The organism is Sulfitobacter aestuariivivens (assembly GCF_014763045.1).
Lineage (GTDB): Bacteria > Pseudomonadota > Alphaproteobacteria > Rhodobacterales > Rhodobacteraceae > Sulfitobacter > Sulfitobacter aestuariivivens.
The window spans coordinates 1,577,474-1,592,918 of sequence record NZ_JACTAG010000001.1 but is presented as its reverse complement, the minus strand read 5'-3'; the positions used below and the strand labels follow the sequence as shown (position 1 = coordinate 1,592,918).

16 protein-coding genes are annotated in these 15,445 nt (G+C 60.2%); 11 read left to right on the top strand and 5 right to left on the bottom strand.

Going from position 1 to position 15,445, the window contains the following annotated elements; all coding sequences use genetic code 11:
* Nucleotides 1–10 precede the first annotated feature (10 nt).
* Nucleotides 11–1,432, bottom strand: coding sequence for a metalloprotease TldD (gene tldD / locus H9Q16_RS07835; protein WP_191074759.1), 1,422 nt, complete (start codon nt 1,430–1,432; stop codon nt 11–13).
* Nucleotides 1,433–1,610: 178 nt separating this feature from the next.
* On the opposite strand from tldD, the gene coxB reads away from it, so the two are divergent.
* From coxB to H9Q16_RS07780, 11 genes are all read left to right on the top strand, one after another.
* Nucleotides 1,611–2,534 (top strand): cytochrome c oxidase subunit II, encoded by a 924-nt coding sequence (gene coxB, locus H9Q16_RS07830; RefSeq protein ID WP_191074758.1) that lies wholly within the window; start codon nt 1,611–1,613, stop codon nt 2,532–2,534.
* A gap of 124 nt (nt 2,535–2,658) precedes the next feature.
* Nucleotides 2,659–3,588, top strand: coding sequence for a heme o synthase (cyoE, locus tag H9Q16_RS07825; RefSeq protein ID WP_191074757.1), 930 nt, complete (start codon nt 2,659–2,661; stop codon nt 3,586–3,588).
* A complete protein-coding gene (locus H9Q16_RS07820) occupies nt 3,585–3,767 on the top strand; it encodes a cytochrome C oxidase assembly protein (RefSeq protein ID WP_191074756.1) in 183 nt (60 codons plus the stop codon). Before cyoE ends, H9Q16_RS07820 begins: the two co-directional genes overlap by 4 nt.
* Nucleotides 3,767–4,342 carry a cytochrome c oxidase assembly protein gene (locus tag H9Q16_RS07815; protein WP_191074755.1) on the top strand — a complete coding sequence of 192 codons (576 nt, stop codon included), beginning with the start codon at nt 3,767–3,769 and terminating at the stop codon, nt 4,340–4,342. Before H9Q16_RS07820 ends, H9Q16_RS07815 begins: the two co-directional genes overlap by 1 nt.
* Before the next feature lie 23 nt (nt 4,343–4,365).
* Entirely contained in the window at nt 4,366–5,211 is an 846-nt protein-coding gene (locus H9Q16_RS07810) for a cytochrome c oxidase subunit 3 (protein ID WP_191074754.1), read from the top strand.
* Nucleotides 5,212–5,298: 87 nt separating this feature from the next.
* Nucleotides 5,299–5,985, top strand: coding sequence for an SURF1 family protein (locus H9Q16_RS07805; protein WP_191074753.1), 687 nt, complete (start codon nt 5,299–5,301; stop codon nt 5,983–5,985).
* Between the two features lie 4 nt (nt 5,986–5,989).
* Nucleotides 5,990–7,378, top strand: coding sequence for a threonine synthase (gene thrC / locus H9Q16_RS07800; RefSeq protein WP_191074752.1), 1,389 nt, complete (start codon nt 5,990–5,992; stop codon nt 7,376–7,378).
* On the top strand, nt 7,375–8,637 hold the full coding sequence (locus H9Q16_RS07795; protein WP_191074751.1) for an insulinase family protein: 1,263 nt from the start codon (nt 7,375–7,377) through the stop codon (nt 8,635–8,637). Before thrC ends, H9Q16_RS07795 begins: the two co-directional genes overlap by 4 nt.
* A complete protein-coding gene (locus H9Q16_RS07790; protein WP_191074750.1) occupies nt 8,637–9,221 on the top strand; it encodes a GNAT family N-acetyltransferase in 585 nt (194 codons plus the stop codon). Before H9Q16_RS07795 ends, H9Q16_RS07790 begins: the two co-directional genes overlap by 1 nt.
* Nucleotides 9,222–9,501: 280 nt before the next feature.
* Entirely contained in the window at nt 9,502–10,329 is an 828-nt protein-coding gene (locus tag H9Q16_RS07785; RefSeq protein WP_191074749.1) for an MBL fold metallo-hydrolase, read from the top strand.
* Between the two features lie 37 nt (nt 10,330–10,366).
* Nucleotides 10,367–11,782 (top strand): FAD-binding oxidoreductase, encoded by a 1,416-nt coding sequence (locus tag H9Q16_RS07780; protein WP_191074748.1) that lies wholly within the window; start codon nt 10,367–10,369, stop codon nt 11,780–11,782.
* 3 nt (nt 11,783–11,785) lie between these two features.
* Here the strand turns inward: H9Q16_RS07780 and H9Q16_RS07775 are convergent, their stop codons facing one another.
* From H9Q16_RS07775 to H9Q16_RS07760, 4 genes are all read right to left on the bottom strand, one after another.
* Nucleotides 11,786–13,066 (bottom strand): Glu/Leu/Phe/Val family dehydrogenase, encoded by a 1,281-nt coding sequence (locus tag H9Q16_RS07775; protein WP_191074747.1) that lies wholly within the window; start codon nt 13,064–13,066, stop codon nt 11,786–11,788.
* 104 nt (nt 13,067–13,170) lie between these two features.
* Nucleotides 13,171–13,701, bottom strand: coding sequence for an adenine phosphoribosyltransferase (locus tag H9Q16_RS07770; protein WP_191074746.1), 531 nt, complete (start codon nt 13,699–13,701; stop codon nt 13,171–13,173).
* Nucleotides 13,698–14,324: a LysE family translocator gene (locus tag H9Q16_RS07765; RefSeq protein WP_191074745.1), complete on the bottom strand. Its 627-nt coding sequence runs from the start codon at nt 14,322–14,324 to the stop codon at nt 13,698–13,700. Before H9Q16_RS07765 ends, H9Q16_RS07770 begins: the two co-directional genes overlap by 4 nt.
* 119 nt (nt 14,325–14,443) lie before the next feature.
* On the bottom strand, nt 14,444–15,319 hold the full coding sequence (locus H9Q16_RS07760; protein WP_191074744.1) for an S-methyl-5'-thioadenosine phosphorylase: 876 nt from the start codon (nt 15,317–15,319) through the stop codon (nt 14,444–14,446).
* Nucleotides 15,320–15,445 lie beyond the last annotated feature (126 nt).

Below are 15,445 nucleotides of genomic sequence, written 5' to 3'. Positions count from 1 at the left end.
CCAGTCTTCGTCATGCCGCAGCGCCCCCAACCGTCAGTCCGCCAATCATCAGTGTCGGCTGACCGACGCCCACAGGCACCCATTGCCCCTGCTTGCCGCAATTGCCCATGCCCGGATCAAGCGCCGGATCGTCGCCGATGGCGCGGATCTGCCTCAGCGCTGTGGCTCCATCACCGATCAGGGTTGCCCCTTTGACGGGTGCGCCGATCTTACCGTTCTGGACGCGGTAGGCCTCGGTGCAGCTGAACACGAACTTGCCGTTGGTGATATCAACCTGCCCGCCACCAAAGCCGACTGCATAGATGCCGTCCTTGAGATCCGCCACGATGTCCCCCGGAGCGGTGTCGCCGCCCAGCATGTAAGTGTTCGTCATGCGCGGCATGGGTATATGTGCGAAGCTCTGGCGGCGGCCGTTGCCTGTGCTTTTCGCCCCCATGAGGCGGGCGTTCTGGCGATCCTGCATGTAGCCGACCAGGACGCCGTCCTCGATCAGCACGTTTTTGGCACTGGCGGTGCCTTCGTCGTCCACACTGATCGACCCGCGCCTGTCGGGGATGGTGCCATCATCGAGCACCGTCACACCCTTGGCTGCGATCTGCTGGCCCATCAATCCGGCAAAGGCACTGGTGCCTTTGCGGTTGAAGTCGCCTTCCAGCCCATGGCCGATGGCCTCGTGCAGCAGGATGCCGGGCCAGCCAGGGCCAAGTACGACATCCATGACACCGGCAGGCGCTGGCACCGCACCAAGATTGACGGTGGCGATCCGAACGGCCTCGCGCGCCTTGGTCTGCCAGTCAGCGGGATCCAAGAGGCCATCAAGCCCGATGCGCCCGCCGCCCCCCGCGCTGCCACTTTCGCGCCGCCCGTCCTGATCGAGAATGACCGAGACGTTGACCCGCGTCATGGGCCGCACATCCCGCACGGTGGTCCCTTCCGGGCGCAGGATCTCAACCTCTTGAAGACTGGCGGCGATGGACGCGCTGACCTGTACGACGCGCGGGTCCAGATCGCGCACAAAGGCATCGATCTGGCGCAGGGTCTCGACCTTGACGGGGAAGCTGGCCCCCTCGATGGGGTCCTGATCTGTATAAAGCCGCCGGTTGGTCCCTTCGGGGGCCACGTCCAAAGTGCCCCCACCGTCCCCGACGGCCAGGCGGGTCGTTTCCGCCGCGCGGGTGAGCGCGGGAAGAGAAATGTCGGTGGAATGGGCGTACCCTGCCACTTCACCGCGCACGGCGCGCAGACCGAATCCCTCAGAAGCATCATAGCTTGCTGTTTTGAGCCGACCGTCATCGAACACCATTGCCTCTGACCTGCGGCGCTCCAGAAAAAGTTCACCGTCATCGGCGCCATCTGTGGCGGCGCGCAGCACTTTCAGCGCGCTTTCACGGTCAAGACTGGCCTCAAAGGGCGAAAAAGCGGGGCTGCTCATGGTGGAAATCCTTGGGTTACGGGCGAAATCTGGCAAATCGCGTCTCATTGACGCAATCGGATGTCTTTATCTTGGCCTCAGAATATGATTGTAAGCATGCCAAAGACAACGGGATCAGGGCATTCTCTGGACCGGACCCAGAATCGCACCACCTTTGGTCACGAGATCAGGACGCACTATGAAAAAACTTCTCACTCCACTTGCTGCCCTGACCGGCATCGCGGCGATGCCCGCGTTCGCACAGGAAAACCTGCGCATCGACGGTCTTGAATCGATCGGGAAACCCGTGCCCGGCGAAACCGGCTTTCAGCCGGCCGTGACCGAACTGGCGGTTTCACTGCAAAGCCTGGACTGGCTGATTCTGATCATCATCACCGCGATCACGCTGTTTGTGACGGCGCTTATTGGCTGGGTGATCATCCGCTACAACAAGAAGCGGAACCCGACTGCGGCGACCTTCACCCACAACACCCCGGTTGAGATCGCCTGGACCATCGTGCCGATCATCATCCTCGTGTTCATCGGTGCGTTCTCTCTGCCGGTGCTGTTCCGCCAGCAGGAAATCCCGCAGGCTGACATCACCATCAAGGCCATCGGCAACCAGTGGTACTGGACCCATGAATATGTCGATGAGGGTTTTGCGTTTGACAGCTACATGATCGGCGCACCCGCAACCCTGACCGCCGAGGAAGAAGACGCAGGCGCCGTCGCCCATGTGATGAGTGACGTGATGGCCAAGAAACTGGAGGACGCCGGCTATTCCCGCGATGAGTTCCTGCTTGCCACCGATACTGCCGTCGTCATTCCCGTGAACAAGACCATCGTTGTGCAGGTAACGGGCTCTGACGTGATCCACGCCTGGACGATCCCGTCCTTTGGCGTGAAGCAGGACGCGGTGCCGGGCCGTCTGGCGGAACTGTGGTTCAAGGCCGAGCGCGAGGGCACCTACTTTGGTCAGTGTTCTGAGCTGTGCGGCCAGGCGCACGCCTATATGCCCATCACGGTCAAGGTCGTCTCTGAAGAGGCCTATGCCGAATGGCTGGGCAAGGCCAAGGAAGAATACGCAGGTATCAAGTCGGACGTGCAGGTCGCGTCCAACTGATCCTCAGACGCCGCCGCAATGCGCGGCCGCATAACAGACCATCGGGACCTCTGCGGGGTCCCGTTCTCACACCAAAGGGCGCGCGCTTTTTAGCCGCCATTGCCAACCGAAGGACCCGTGAAGGATGACTGACGTCACCAACACACCAGCCACTGAATATGAGGCCGAACTGGGCGATTACTTCGCTTTGATGAAGCCGCGTGTGATGCAATTGGTTGTTTTCACGGCCCTTGTCGGCATGCTGGCTGCGCCTGCTTCGGTGCATCCTGTGATCGGCTTTGCGTCCATTCTGTTCATCGCCATCGGGGCCGGGGCCTCTGGCGCGCTGAATATGTGGTGGGACGCGGATATTGACGCCGTAATGCGCCGCACCGCCAAACGACCCATCCCAGCGGGCAAGGTTGAACCGCGCGAGGCGCTGTATCTTGGTGTGGCCTTGTCGGGCCTCAGCGTAATGATGCTGGCGCTGGCGGCAAACCTGCTGGCTGCCGCGATGCTGGCCTTTACGATCTTTTTCTACATCGTGATCTATTCCATGTGGCTCAAGCGATTGACGCCGCAGAACATCGTCATTGGCGGGGCTGCGGGAGCCTTCCCACCGGTGATCGGATGGATCGTCGCGACCGGCACTTTCTCGGTCGAGGCATGGTTGATGTTCGCGCTGATCTTCATGTGGACGCCGCCGCATTTCTGGGCCTTGGCGCTTTTCATGCGGTCGGACTATGACGATGCCGAAGTACCGATGCTGACAGTGACCCACGGTCGCCCGTTGACGCGGCGTCATATCCTTGCCTATACGGTGCTGTTGGCGGTGCTGGCAATCGGCACCGGGTTCACGGCCGTCGGCGGCTATATCTATCTGACCGTCGCTGTGGTGCTGAACGCGCTCTTTTTGGTGGGGGCATATCGCATCTGGAACCGGGATGAAGTTCAGGCCGAGGCCGACAGCTATCTGGTGGAACGCAAGTTTTTCCGCCTGTCGCTTTATTACCTGTTCCTGCATTTCGGCGCGATCCTGATTGAAGCGAGCCTGCGTGGATGGGGGCTGGCATGAGCATACGTGCCGAACATGAATTGCATGGCCGTCGCAAGGGTCGCAATATCGGTGTCGGCCTGATGTTGGCCGGGTTCGTGGTTCTGGTGATGGCGCTGACCTTTGTGAAGATCACCCAAATTGATTTTAGCCAGGCGCCGGTCAACACGGGCGCACCTCAGCAGGGGGCAAGCGACTGATGGCAATGTCGGGTCCCAAGAAAACCGTGGTGCAGACTGTTTCGGTGGTGCTGTTGATGGGTGGCCTTGCCTGGGCGTCGGTACCATTTTACGACTGGTTCTGTCGTGTTACCGGGTTCGGTGGCGTGCCGGGTACAGCCACTGCGGCCTCAGAGGACATCCTTGATCAGACCATCACTGTGCGGTTTGACGGCACGCTCAACAGCGGGATGGCCTGGGACTTCAAACCCGTGGTGCGGGAGATGGAAGTGCGGATCGGCGAGACGGGGCTGGCCTTTTATGAGGCGCATAACCCCACAAGCCGCCCCATCGCAGGGCAGGCGAGCTATAATGTGACGCCCTATACCGCCGGTGCGTTTTTCGAAAAGATCGACTGTTTCTGCTTTCAGGAACAGGTTCTTGCCCCCGGCGAGACCGTGCAGATGCCGGTCAGCTTCTTTGTTGACCCTGAAATTGTGACAGACCGCGATGGCAAGTATGTACATACCATCACACTGTCCTATACGTTCTACGAAATTGACCTGCCGGAGGGCTATGCCTCTCTGGATACGGCCACAACAACAGACCTGAATTAGCAAAAGGTGAGGGACCGACCACCATGGCCCATGCAAAAGACCACGATTATCACATCCTGAACCCCTCGATCTGGCCCTTGTTGGGTGCCGTTGCGGGATTTGTCATGCTGTTTGGCGCGGTGGCCTGGATGGCCGACGGTGTGCCGATCTTTGGCCTGTTCTCGATCACCGGTCCCTGGCTCTTTCTGATTGGCTTCGTGGCCGTGCTTTACACGATGTTTGGCTGGTGGCGCGAAGTGGTGATCGAAAGCCACGTGGGGGATCACACGGGCGTTGTGCGCATCGGCCTGCGCTATGGCTTTATCCTGTTCATCATGTCCGAGGTGATGTTCTTTGTGGCGTGGTTCTGGACCTTCTTCAAACCAGCACTGTATCCAATGAACGAATACGCGGGTTCGGAATATGTCCCGCCGGAATTCTACGCCGTAGACGCTTTTCATCTGCCGCTGATCAATACGTTGATCCTGCTGCTTTCTGGCTGTGCGGTGACCTGGGCGCACCATGCGCTGGTGCATGGCGGCCCGCGTAAGGACATCAAGAACGGCTTGTTGATTGCGGTTGTACTGGGGCTGCTCTTCACGGGCATTCAGGCCTACGAATACAGCTACCTGCTTTACAAGGGCTGGGCCTTTGGCGAAGACGCCTTCTTCTCCGCCTTCTTCATGGCGACGGGCTTTCACGGCGCGCATGTGATCATCGGGACGATCTTCCTCTTCGTGTGCTACCTGCGCGCCGCGCGAGGCGATTTCACGGCAGAAAAGCACGTAGGCTTTGAGGCGGCAGCCTGGTACTGGCATTTCGTTGATGTTGTCTGGCTGTTCCTCTTCTTTGCGGTCTACGTCTGGGGCGTATCGGTCTTTGCCGGCTAACCGGGCTTGCGCCTGACACTTGAGTGACTAAAACCAGAGCGCGCGAGCACCCCTCGCGCGCTTTTCATTTGAGCGGACGAGAAGCTGATGCGCACGGCGCCTTTCTTGATCATTGTGGGACTGGGTGGGGCAGCCATCCTGATCGCGCTTGGCGTCTGGCAGGTGCAGCGGCTGGCGTGGAAGGAAGGGGTGATCGCGGATATCGACGCACGCCTCAAGGCCCAGGCGGTTGAATTGCCTGCGGACCCGGTGGCTGACAAGCATGCGTTCTTGCCGGTCACAGTGACGGGGATCTGGCGTGACACTTATGTGCGTGTCCTGGTTTCCCAAAAGGTCGAAGGCGCAGGTTATCGCATCATTTCAGCGCTAGAGACTGATACAGGCCCGATCCTCTTGGATCATGGGTTTGTACCGACCGGGGCCCAGCTGCCCGCCGCGCCCTCGAATCCGTCGGATGGGACGGTCACGGTGACGGGCAATCTGCAGTGGCCTGACGAGACCGACAGTTTCACACCCACGCCGGATCTGGACAACAACATCTGGTTCGCCCGCGATGTCGCGGCTATGGCCGATCAGCTTGATACCCGGCCCATTTTGCTGGTTGCCCGGGAGATGTCGGAGTCAGCCATCGGCGCGACGCCCTTGCCCGTAGACACCAGCCGCATCCCCAACAATCACTTGCAATACGCCATCACGTGGTTCTCTCTGGCGGCCCTGTGGCTTGCCATGTCATTCTATTTTTTGCGTCGCAGGGCGCATCCATCGGAAAGCTGACGAAATGCGCTATATCTCTACCCGTGGCACTGCCCCCGCCCTGAGCTTTGAAGAGGCGATGCTGACCGGCCTTGCCCGCGACGGCGGGCTTTATGTGCCCGAAACCATTCCGACGCTGACCCATCAAGAGATCGCAGCACTGGCCGGAAAAAGTTATGAGGAGGTCGCCTTTGCGGTCATGCGCCCCTTCATTGGGGACACATTTACCGACGAGGTGTTCCGGGCACTGATTGATGAGGCCTATGCCGTGATCGGTCACACAGCGCGCGCGCCCATGGTGCAGCTTGCCCCCAACCATTTCCTGCTGGAACTCTTTCACGGGCCAACGCTGGCTTTCAAAGACTTTGCCATGCAGTTGATTGGCCAGATGTTCCAGACAGCGCTGGGCCGCAAGGGGAGCCGGGTCACGATTGTCGGCGCGACCTCTGGCGATACCGGCTCTGCCGCTATTGAGGCGTTCAAGGGACTTGATAATGTGGATGTGTTCATTCTGTTTCCCCATGGCCGCGTCTCTGAGGTGCAGCGCCGCCAGATGACCACGCCTGTCGAGAGCAATGTGCACGCGCTGGCGCTTGAGGGGGACTTTGACGATTGTCAGGCCCGGCTGAAAGACATGTTCAACGATTTTGAGTTCCGTGATGGGGTGAAACTGGCGGGGGTGAATTCCATAAACTGGGGCCGCGTTCTTGCGCAAGTTGTCTATTACTTTACGTCCGCGGTGTCTTTGGGCGCACCAGATCGCAAAGTCAGCTTTACGGTCCCGACGGGCAACTTTGGCGACATCTTTGCCGGCTACGTCGCCAAGCGGATGGGTCTGCCCATAGATAGGCTGATCGTGGCCACCAATCAGAACGACATTCTGGATCGATGCCTCAAAGGGCAGGGCTATCACAAGGGCCCTACGCATCCGTCGATCAGCCCCTCGATGGACATTCAGGTGTCTTCCAATTTCGAGCGCGCGCTTTTTGACGCTTATGACCGCGATGCGTTGGCGGTGGTGCAGCAAATGGCGGAACTGGCGGAGGGCGGCTTTGACGTCTCGCAGGGTGCGATGGAATCGCTGCGCGAGCACTACGATTCAGGGCGTGCGACCGAAGAAGAAACGATGCAGACCATCACCCACATGCTGGAAGCAACCGGTGAGCTTTTGTGCCCCCATTCCGCTGTTGGTGTGAAAGTGGCCGAAGAAATGCGCGATGCCGCAGTTCCGATGATCACGCTGGCAACCGCCCATCCGGCAAAGTTTCCCGATGCGGTGGAAAAAGCGACCGGCATCCGGCCTGACCTGCCACCGCGCATGCGCGATCTTTTCGATCGCGACGAACGTGTGACGCGTTTGCCCAACGACCTTGAGGCCCTCAAGGCCCACATCAAAGGAAACCTGTCCGCGTGAGCCTGAACCAACATCGCCTGTCCAACGGTTTCCGCGTTGTGACCGAACATATGCCCAGTCTTGCCTCTGCCTCGATCGGGGTCTGGGTCACCGCTGGCGCGCGCCACGAGACACCGCAGCAGAACGGGATTGCGCATTTTCTGGAGCATATGGCGTTCAAGGGCACGCAAAAGCGCAGTGCGTTGCAGATTGCCGAAGCCATCGAGGACGTGGGCGGCTACATCAACGCCTACACCAGCCGCGAGGTGACGGCCTATTACGTGCGGGTTCTTGAAAACGATGTGGCGCTGGGGCTGGATGTGATCGCTGACATTCTGCGCAATCCTATCCTTGATCCGGGCGAGATCGAAATTGAGCGTGGTGTCATTCTGCAAGAGATCGGTCAGGCGCTCGACACGCCGGATGACGTGATCTTTGACTGGTTGCAGGAACAAGCCTATCCTGATCAGCCAATGGGTCGCACCATCCTTGGCCCGGCCGAGCGCGTGTCAGCGTTCAGTCAATCCGACCTGTCGGGTTTCATTGGGCAACACTATGGCCCCGAGCAGATGATCCTCGCTGCCGCAGGCGCAGTGGACCACGATGAAATAGTCCGTATGGCCGAGGATCTGTTTGGGGACATGCCGGGTAAACCGGCCTTTGACATGGACCCGGCCCGGTTCACCGGCGGGGAGACGCGGCAGCTTAAACCACTGGAACAGGCCCATTTTGCGCTTGGTTTTGAATCGCCGGGCTACCGGGCGGACGACATCTATGTGGCGCAGATATACGCCTCTGCGCTGGGAGGCGGCATGTCCTCGCGTCTTTTTCAGGAGATCCGGGAACATCGCGGCCTGTGTTATTCGATCTTTGCACAGGCGGGGGCCTATGCCGACACCGGCATGATGACGATCTATGCGGGCACGTCAGGCGAACAACTGCCTGAGCTTGCCGGGATCACCATTGATGAAATGAAGCGCGCCGCTGAGGACATGAGCCCCGCCGAGGTGGCCCGCGCCCGGGCCCAGATGAAGGCCGGGCTGTTGATGGGTCTGGAAAGCCCGTCAAACCGGGCAGAGCGGTTGGCGCGGCTCATTCAGATCTGGGACCGCATTCCGCCGCTGGAGGAAACCATCGAACGTATCGACGCCGTTACCACCGGCGACGTGCGCGACATGGCCCAGCACATGGCAGGGGCCGCCCCCACAGCCCTGGCGCTATACGGTCCGATTGAGGGGGCTCCCACCCTTGAGGCATTACAAGAGCGCCGCGCTGCCTGATGCTGTTGCTGCGACGGAAACTGCGGATTGATACGGATCGCCTGATGCTGCGCCCGCCGGTGCATTCTGATTTCCGCGAATGGTCCGCCTTGCGCGTGAAAAGCCGGGAAACGCTGACGAAATGGGAACCGGCATGGGCCCAGGATCACCTGACCCGCAAGGCCTTCACCAACCGGGTCTATTGGGCGCAGCGATCGGTTTCGGGTGGCACTGCCTTGCCGCTGTTTCTGATCCGGCGCGAGGATCAGGTTCTGCTGGGGGCGATCACACTGGATAACGTCCGCCGCGGCCCGTCGCAGGCGGGCACCTTGGGGTACTGGACCGGTGCCCCCTTCGCGCGGCAGGGCTATATGCGCGAGGCGATTGAGGCGATCGTGCACTATGCGTTCACCCGGTTGGACCTCAGTCGGATCGAAGCCGCATGCCTGCCGGAAAACGCGGCCTCGCGCGGGTTGCTGGAAAAGACCGGTTTCAAATACGAAGGGGTGGCCCAGAGCTATCTGCAAATCGACGGCCGCTGGCGCACGCATGTCCTTTATGCCGCCCTGCGCAGGGACCGGCGGGGAAAGACCGAGGCGGGCTAGCGACCTGCACCGGAAGGGGGCATCAAATGGTTGCGGATGCGTGCACTATGTTGCGGAAGTCAGCGTAGCCACTGTAAGTCTAAAAGAGACGTGTCGAAAGAATCGGGACTGGGATCAGGGCCAATTATCATAGGCGCTTCCCAATCTCCAAACCCTCAATCAGTAGTGACCCAAAATTCAGCAGGGTTTTCACATTGGTGCCGATCGCGGTCCTGCAGGGGCGAATTCCTTTGGGTTCTCCCGATGAGATGCTACGCTCTCGCGTGGGGAGGCACCACCGATGGTCATCAGAGTTTTCATCCTTATCACGTTACTTTTGACCGTGCCGATGTCAGGTCAGGCACAAGACCGCACGCCAAGCCATTGCATCGCCCTGGCGGAGGCAACCGACGGCATGGCGTATGTCACCCTCGCCAGTTTGCCGGATGTACCTGCCGAAGAGGTGTATCTACACTACATCGCCCACGCCTCGTTTCTTATCCGCAGCCATGGCGGGCTGAACATGGTCACAGACTATACCGGCTTTACTGGCACCTTGCCGCTGATCCCGGATGTGGTCACGATGAACCACGCCCACGAAAGTCACTGGACGGCCTTCCCTGATCCCGCCATTCCCCATGCGCTGCCCGGGTGGGGGCCCTTCGGGGAAGGGATTGATCACAAGGTTGATCTGGGCGAGGTTCTGGTGCGCAATGTATCCACAGATATCCGGTCGGTTTTCTCGGGGATCGAAACTGAAGGCAATTCGATCTTTATCTTTGAGATGGCGGGCCTGTGCATTGGGCATCTGGGCCATCTGCATCATGAACCCGATGCCGGACAGTACGCCGCGATTGGCCGTCTGGATGTGGTGATGGCCCCGGTGGATGGCGGCTTTACCCTGGATCAGCCGACGATGATCCGTGTGCTTAAGCGGCTCAAGTCCTCCATCGTCATCCCGATGCATTGGTTTTCCCAACTTGCATTGGACGACTTCCTGCGGGGGATGCAGGATGAGTTCGCGGTTGTCGAACTGGACGGGCCGGGGTTGACGGTATCGGTCGACCGATTGCCGTCTCGGCCGACCATCATGGTGCTGCGCCCCGCCTATCTGCGCGCTGACAGGTAACGCTTGCATCTGCCGCGCCAGCGGCGGATCAAGGGGTATGACGCTTCGACCCGCGGACATCGATTTTGAGCAGCGACTGCGCGCCGACCTGCCAGAGGATATTCTGCGGCCGATGGAGCCGCGTTATCTGCACGAACCGCGCGGGCGGTGGCAGGGGCAGTCGGGGCTTTTGGCATGCCCACGAACCGTAGAGGACGTGGCGAAGTTGATCCGACATGCGGATGCGGCAAAAGTCGGTGTTGTGCCTTATGGCGGTGGTACTGGCCTGGTCGGGGGGCAGGTGGTCCCGGAGGGGCCTGCGCCGCTGCTGCTGTCGCTTGAGCGGATGAACCAAGTGCGCGCCGTCTATCCGCAAGAGAACGTGATCACCGTCGAAGCGGGCACGATCCTGGCGGATGTCCAGGCCGCCGCGGTTGAGGCAGAGCGCGTGTTCCCGCTGTCGCTGGCCGCGGAAGGGTCGGCGACGATTGGCGGCAATCTTGCCACCAATGCGGGGGGTACGGGCGTGCTGCGATATGGTAATGCGCGGGAGCTATCCCTTGGGCTGGAGGCGGTCCTGCCCGACGGCCAGATCTGGAATGGACTCACGCGGTTGCGAAAGAACAACACTGGCTATGACCTGCGTCATTTGCTGATCGGGTCGGAGGGGACGCTTGGCGTGATCACCGCCGCCACGCTTAAGTTGTTTGCGCGGCCCAAAAGCCAGGCAACGGCGATGTTGGTTGTGGACAGCCCGCAGGCGGCCCTTTCGTTGCTCTCCATGGCGCGGGACCACTTTGGAGAGATGGTCAGCGCGTTCGAACTGATCCACAGGCAGGGGTTGGTCTTTCTTGAAGAGGTCTTGCCGGATGTACGGCTGCCTTTTGTGGGTCTGCCAGAATGGTGCGTCCTGATTGAACTGGGGCTGAGCGGGAAGGGAACAGCGCAAGACGCGCTGGAAACCCTTTTCGAGGTAGCTCTGGAGGCGGATCTTACATCGGACGGCGTCATCGCCCAAAGCGATGCGCAATCGCAGGACCTTTGGCGCGTGCGCGAATACATCCCCGAGGCAAATCGCCTGATTGGGAGCATCGCCTCGCATGATATCTCTGTGCCTTTGGGCGCGCTTTCCGACTTCATTGCAACCGCAGACCGACGCATTGCAGCGCTTGGGCCCTTTCGGATCAATTGCTTTGGCCATGTGGGGGACGGCAATTTACACTACAACATTTTCCCGCCAGCAGGTGAGTCCCGCGATACTTATGCTTCAATGAGCACAGAGATTCAGGGCACCGTGCACCAGTTGGCGGATGAACTTGGCGGCGCGATCAGCGCCGAGCACGGGATCGGGCGGTTCAAGGTCGCGGATCTGGAACGCTATGGTGATCCGGCAAAACTGGCCGCCATGCGCGCCATCAAAAGCGCGCTTGATCCCAAGGGCATCATGAACCCTGGCGCGGTTCTGCGCGATTGACGCTTAGTCGTTGAAATAGCACGAATCCCCTCGGCTTTCGATTGCTGCCGCAATGCGCTCTACCGCGAGCGCGTAGGCCGCGTGCCGCAAAGAGGTGTCGTCTTGTTCGGCTCGATCAAAAACATCTGGTGTGACACGGTCAAACCGGTTCTTTAGCCTGTCTTTCACCGTGTCAGCGTCCCATCGTTCGCCGGTCCGTCCTTGTACCCACTCATAATAGCTGACTGTCACGCCGCCCGCATTGGCGAGAACGTCCGGTAGCACAGCAACGCCTGCGTCTTCCAATGCTGCGTCCGCATCCGGGCTGACCGGCCCATTCGCAATCTCAAGGATGACGGAGGCGTTCAGGTCGCGAACGTTGTCGGATGTGACCGCATCCTGCAAAGCGGCGAGCGCGAGCACATCCACCTCAAGCTCTAACAGGGCTTCCGGGTCCAGTTCCTCGTGATCCGCGCTGTCCTTCACGGACCCTTCTGAATAAATCTGGTCCAGATCGGTGCCCTTCTGTTTCTCTTCATGCAACGGCGCGGGATCCAACCCGTCCGGTGCGTAGATCGCCCCGCCAGAGTCCGAGACCGCAACGATCCTGAAACCTGCCTCATGGGCCAGCATCGCAAAATGTGCACCCGCGTTGCCAAAACCCTGAACGGCGACGGTAACGTCTTCGGGGGATTTGTCCGCTCGCTCTGCCCACTCCTGCAACACATAAAGCGCGCCCTGACCCGTCGCTGCCACCCGTCCTTCTGATCCGCCCAATGGCAAGGGTTTACCGGTGATCACAGCCGGATGATGCGCGCGGGTGATCTTGGCGTATTCGTCAACCATCCACCCCATGACCCGACCGTTGGTATTCACATCCGGCGCGGGAATGTCGCTGTCGGGTCCTATGACATCGGCGATCTCGCGGACGAAGGAACGGGCAACGCGCTCAACCTCTTGGCGCGACAACTCCTTTGGGTCGACTTGCACGCCGCCCTTGGCACCGCCAAAGGGCAGGTCCATCAGGGCGCATTTGATCGTCATCCAGCGCGCAAGTTCAGTGACTTCGTCCAAGTTGACACCGGGGTGAAATCGAATGCCCCCCTTTGTAGGCCCCAGCACATCGTTGTACTGGACCCGCCATCCACGAAAAACAGCCAGCGTGCCGTCGTCGCGCCGGATCGGGACTGATACCTCAAGCCGCCGCTTGGGGGCTTTGAGCATCTTGCGCGCGTCATCCGAGATATCCACATGGTTCAGGACCGCGTCCAGTACCGGTGTATCGCTTTGGGTGTCCTTGGGCATGGGGGGCTTTCCTGACAGTGCACACGTTCATGCCCCAACGCCCGGCAAGGCCAAGCCGTTCCGCTCAAATCACAAAACGACAGGATCTCCCGACACGGCTGTCTTCAAAGGCCCTCGAACGCGCACAGCGCGTGGACTTCCATACCCATCGCTTCCAGCCTGGCGCGACCCCCCAGATCGGGCAGATCGATGATAAAGGCGGTCGACACGATCTCTCCCCCCAGACGTTCCAGCAGTTTGATGCCTGCCTCGGCTGTGCCGCCGGTCGCAAGCAGGTCATCCACAACCAGCACCTTCTCTCCAGCTTCAATCGCGTCATCGTGAATCTCAACGATCGCCTCGCCGTATTCCAGCTTGTAATCCTGGCTGATGGTCGTGCCCGGCAGTTTGCCTTTCTTTCGGATCGGCACGAAACCCACGCTTAGCTGGTGCGCGATGGCGCCACCAAGAATGAACCCGCGCGCCTCCAGACCGACGACCTTGTCAATCTCGACGCCCGCGTATGGGTGCAGCATCTGATCGATGGCCATGCGAAACCCACGCGGATCCGCAAACAGGGTGGTCACATCGCGAAACATGATCCCTTCGTGCGGAAAATCGACGATGGTGCGGATGTAATCTTCGACTTTCTTCATGATGTTGTCTTTCTGAGTGTGGCAGTCAAAAGGCCCATGCCGATCAATGTCGCACCTCCCGTGCGTGTGAGCCAGACCAGCACGGAAGGGCGGCCAATGACCTGTCTCAGCCGATCCGCCAAAAGCGCGTAGGCCAGCGCATTGAGGGCAGCGAGCCCGACAAAAGTAGCTGTCAGGATCGCAAATTGAACAAGCAGCGGCGCAGTGGGGGTGATAAACTGGGGCACAAAGGCGATGAAAAACGCAATGGACTTTGGGTTCAGCGCAGTTACTGCGGCCGCATGGCCAAAGACATGGCGCGCATCGACATCCGCGGCCGGCACAGCCAGCCCGGCGGACGGCGCAGAGCGCAAAAGCCTGACGCCAAGCCATATCAAATAGGCCGCCCCGACCCATTTCAACGCGAGAAAAAGCGTGGCAGAGGCCATCACAAGGGCACCCAGCCCGGCAAGCGACGCGCTCATCGCCACCAGATCCCCCAGCGCCACCCCCGCAGCAGAGGCCATGGCAACCGAGCGGCCTTTTGATAGAGCATAGCTCAGCACCAGAAGGACGGTCGGTCCCGGTATCAGCAGCAGTGCTGTCGAGGCGGCAACGAAAGTCAGCCAAAGATCGAAGGTCATGTCGTCTTTCCTGTAAGCTCAGTCGATATCAAAGACATCATCTGACGGCGCGCGCAACCGACTTGGGCTTTCACCCTTTTTCAAATACCTCTGCGGTCCCGTTGCCAAAGGCGCCCCGGTCAAGACAGCACGCGCCCAGCCACCGCATCGAGCTTGGCCACCATGCCAGCGTCTCGGGCTTCTGGCTGTGTCAGGATCGCATATTCAAGTGCGCGGTCACAGCCGTGCGGGCAGGGCGCGCGGTCCGACCCCAAAAGCCCGGGCAGCCGGCTGACAAGCGCGCGGCCCATGTTGGCATTGCCCATCAGCGTCTTGATGATCTGGGTCACGTCGACTTCGCCATGGTCGGGATGCCAACTGTCGTAATCCGTGATCATGGCGACGGAGGCATAGCAAAGCTCCGCCTCGCGGGCGAGCTTGGCTTCGGGCATGTTGGTCATTCCGATGACATCCGCGCCCCAGCTTGTCCTGTACATCTTTGATTCCGCCAGCGTGGAGAATTGCGGCCCCTCCATCGCCAGATACGTGCCACCGCGGTGCACGCTGATGCCCGCGTCCCGTGCGGCTGTTTCGCAGGCATCGCCAAGGCGCGGGCAGGTCGGATGGGCCACGCTCACATGGGCGACACAGCCCGTGCCGAAAAAGGATTTTTCACGTGAGGTCGTGCGATCAATGAATTGATCCACAATGACAAAATCCCCCGGTGCCATTTCCTCGCGGAAGGAGCCACAGGCCGAGACGCTGATCACATCCGTACAGCCCAGCCGTTTCAGCGCGTCGATATTGGCGCGGTAGGGTACGCTGGTGGGCGTATGCACATGGCCACGTCCGTGTCGCGGCAGAAAGACCATGCCAACGCCCGCCAGCGTGCCGGTCAATAGTTTGTCGGAGGGCGGGCCCCATGGGGTTTCGACGGTCACCCATTCGGCCCCTTCCAATCCGTCAATGTCATAGATGCCGGAGCCGCCGATCACGGCGATTTTGGTATTTGTCATGATTGGCCCTGTCTGAATGTGCCCGGGAAAGGTGGCGTGCCCCGCGCCAGAATGCAACTGCGACCCGTACCAAATATGCCTGCTTTCGAGGCGACCACCCTGGTGTATCGGCAAATGCGCCGCGCG

Bases quoted from the DNA above. Each gene is read 5' to 3' on its own strand.
- tldD (WP_191074759.1), bottom strand. From the start codon at position 1,432: ATGAGCAGCCCCGCTTTTTCGCCCTTTGAGGCCAGTCTTGACCGTGAA.
- coxB (WP_191074758.1), top strand. From the start codon at position 1,611: ATGAAAAAACTTCTCACTCCACTTGCTGCCCTGACCGGCATCGCGGCG.
- cyoE (WP_191074757.1), top strand. From the start codon at position 2,659: ATGACTGACGTCACCAACACACCAGCCACTGAATATGAGGCCGAACTG.
- H9Q16_RS07820 (WP_191074756.1), top strand. From the start codon at position 3,585: ATGAGCATACGTGCCGAACATGAATTGCATGGCCGTCGCAAGGGTCGC.
- H9Q16_RS07815 (WP_191074755.1), top strand. From the start codon at position 3,767: ATGGCAATGTCGGGTCCCAAGAAAACCGTGGTGCAGACTGTTTCGGTG.
- H9Q16_RS07810 (WP_191074754.1), top strand. From the start codon at position 4,366: ATGGCCCATGCAAAAGACCACGATTATCACATCCTGAACCCCTCGATC.
- H9Q16_RS07805 (WP_191074753.1), top strand. From the start codon at position 5,299: ATGCGCACGGCGCCTTTCTTGATCATTGTGGGACTGGGTGGGGCAGCC.
- thrC (WP_191074752.1), top strand. From the start codon at position 5,990: ATGCGCTATATCTCTACCCGTGGCACTGCCCCCGCCCTGAGCTTTGAA.
- H9Q16_RS07790 (WP_191074750.1), top strand. From the start codon at position 8,637: ATGCTGTTGCTGCGACGGAAACTGCGGATTGATACGGATCGCCTGATG.
- H9Q16_RS07785 (WP_191074749.1), top strand. From the start codon at position 9,502: ATGGTCATCAGAGTTTTCATCCTTATCACGTTACTTTTGACCGTGCCG.
- H9Q16_RS07780 (WP_191074748.1), top strand. From the start codon at position 10,367: ATGACGCTTCGACCCGCGGACATCGATTTTGAGCAGCGACTGCGCGCC.
- H9Q16_RS07775 (WP_191074747.1), bottom strand. From the start codon at position 13,066: ATGCCCAAGGACACCCAAAGCGATACACCGGTACTGGACGCGGTCCTG.
- H9Q16_RS07770 (WP_191074746.1), bottom strand. From the start codon at position 13,701: ATGAAGAAAGTCGAAGATTACATCCGCACCATCGTCGATTTTCCGCAC.
- H9Q16_RS07765 (WP_191074745.1), bottom strand. From the start codon at position 14,324: ATGACCTTCGATCTTTGGCTGACTTTCGTTGCCGCCTCGACAGCACTG.
- H9Q16_RS07760 (WP_191074744.1), bottom strand. From the start codon at position 15,319: ATGACAAATACCAAAATCGCCGTGATCGGCGGCTCCGGCATCTATGAC.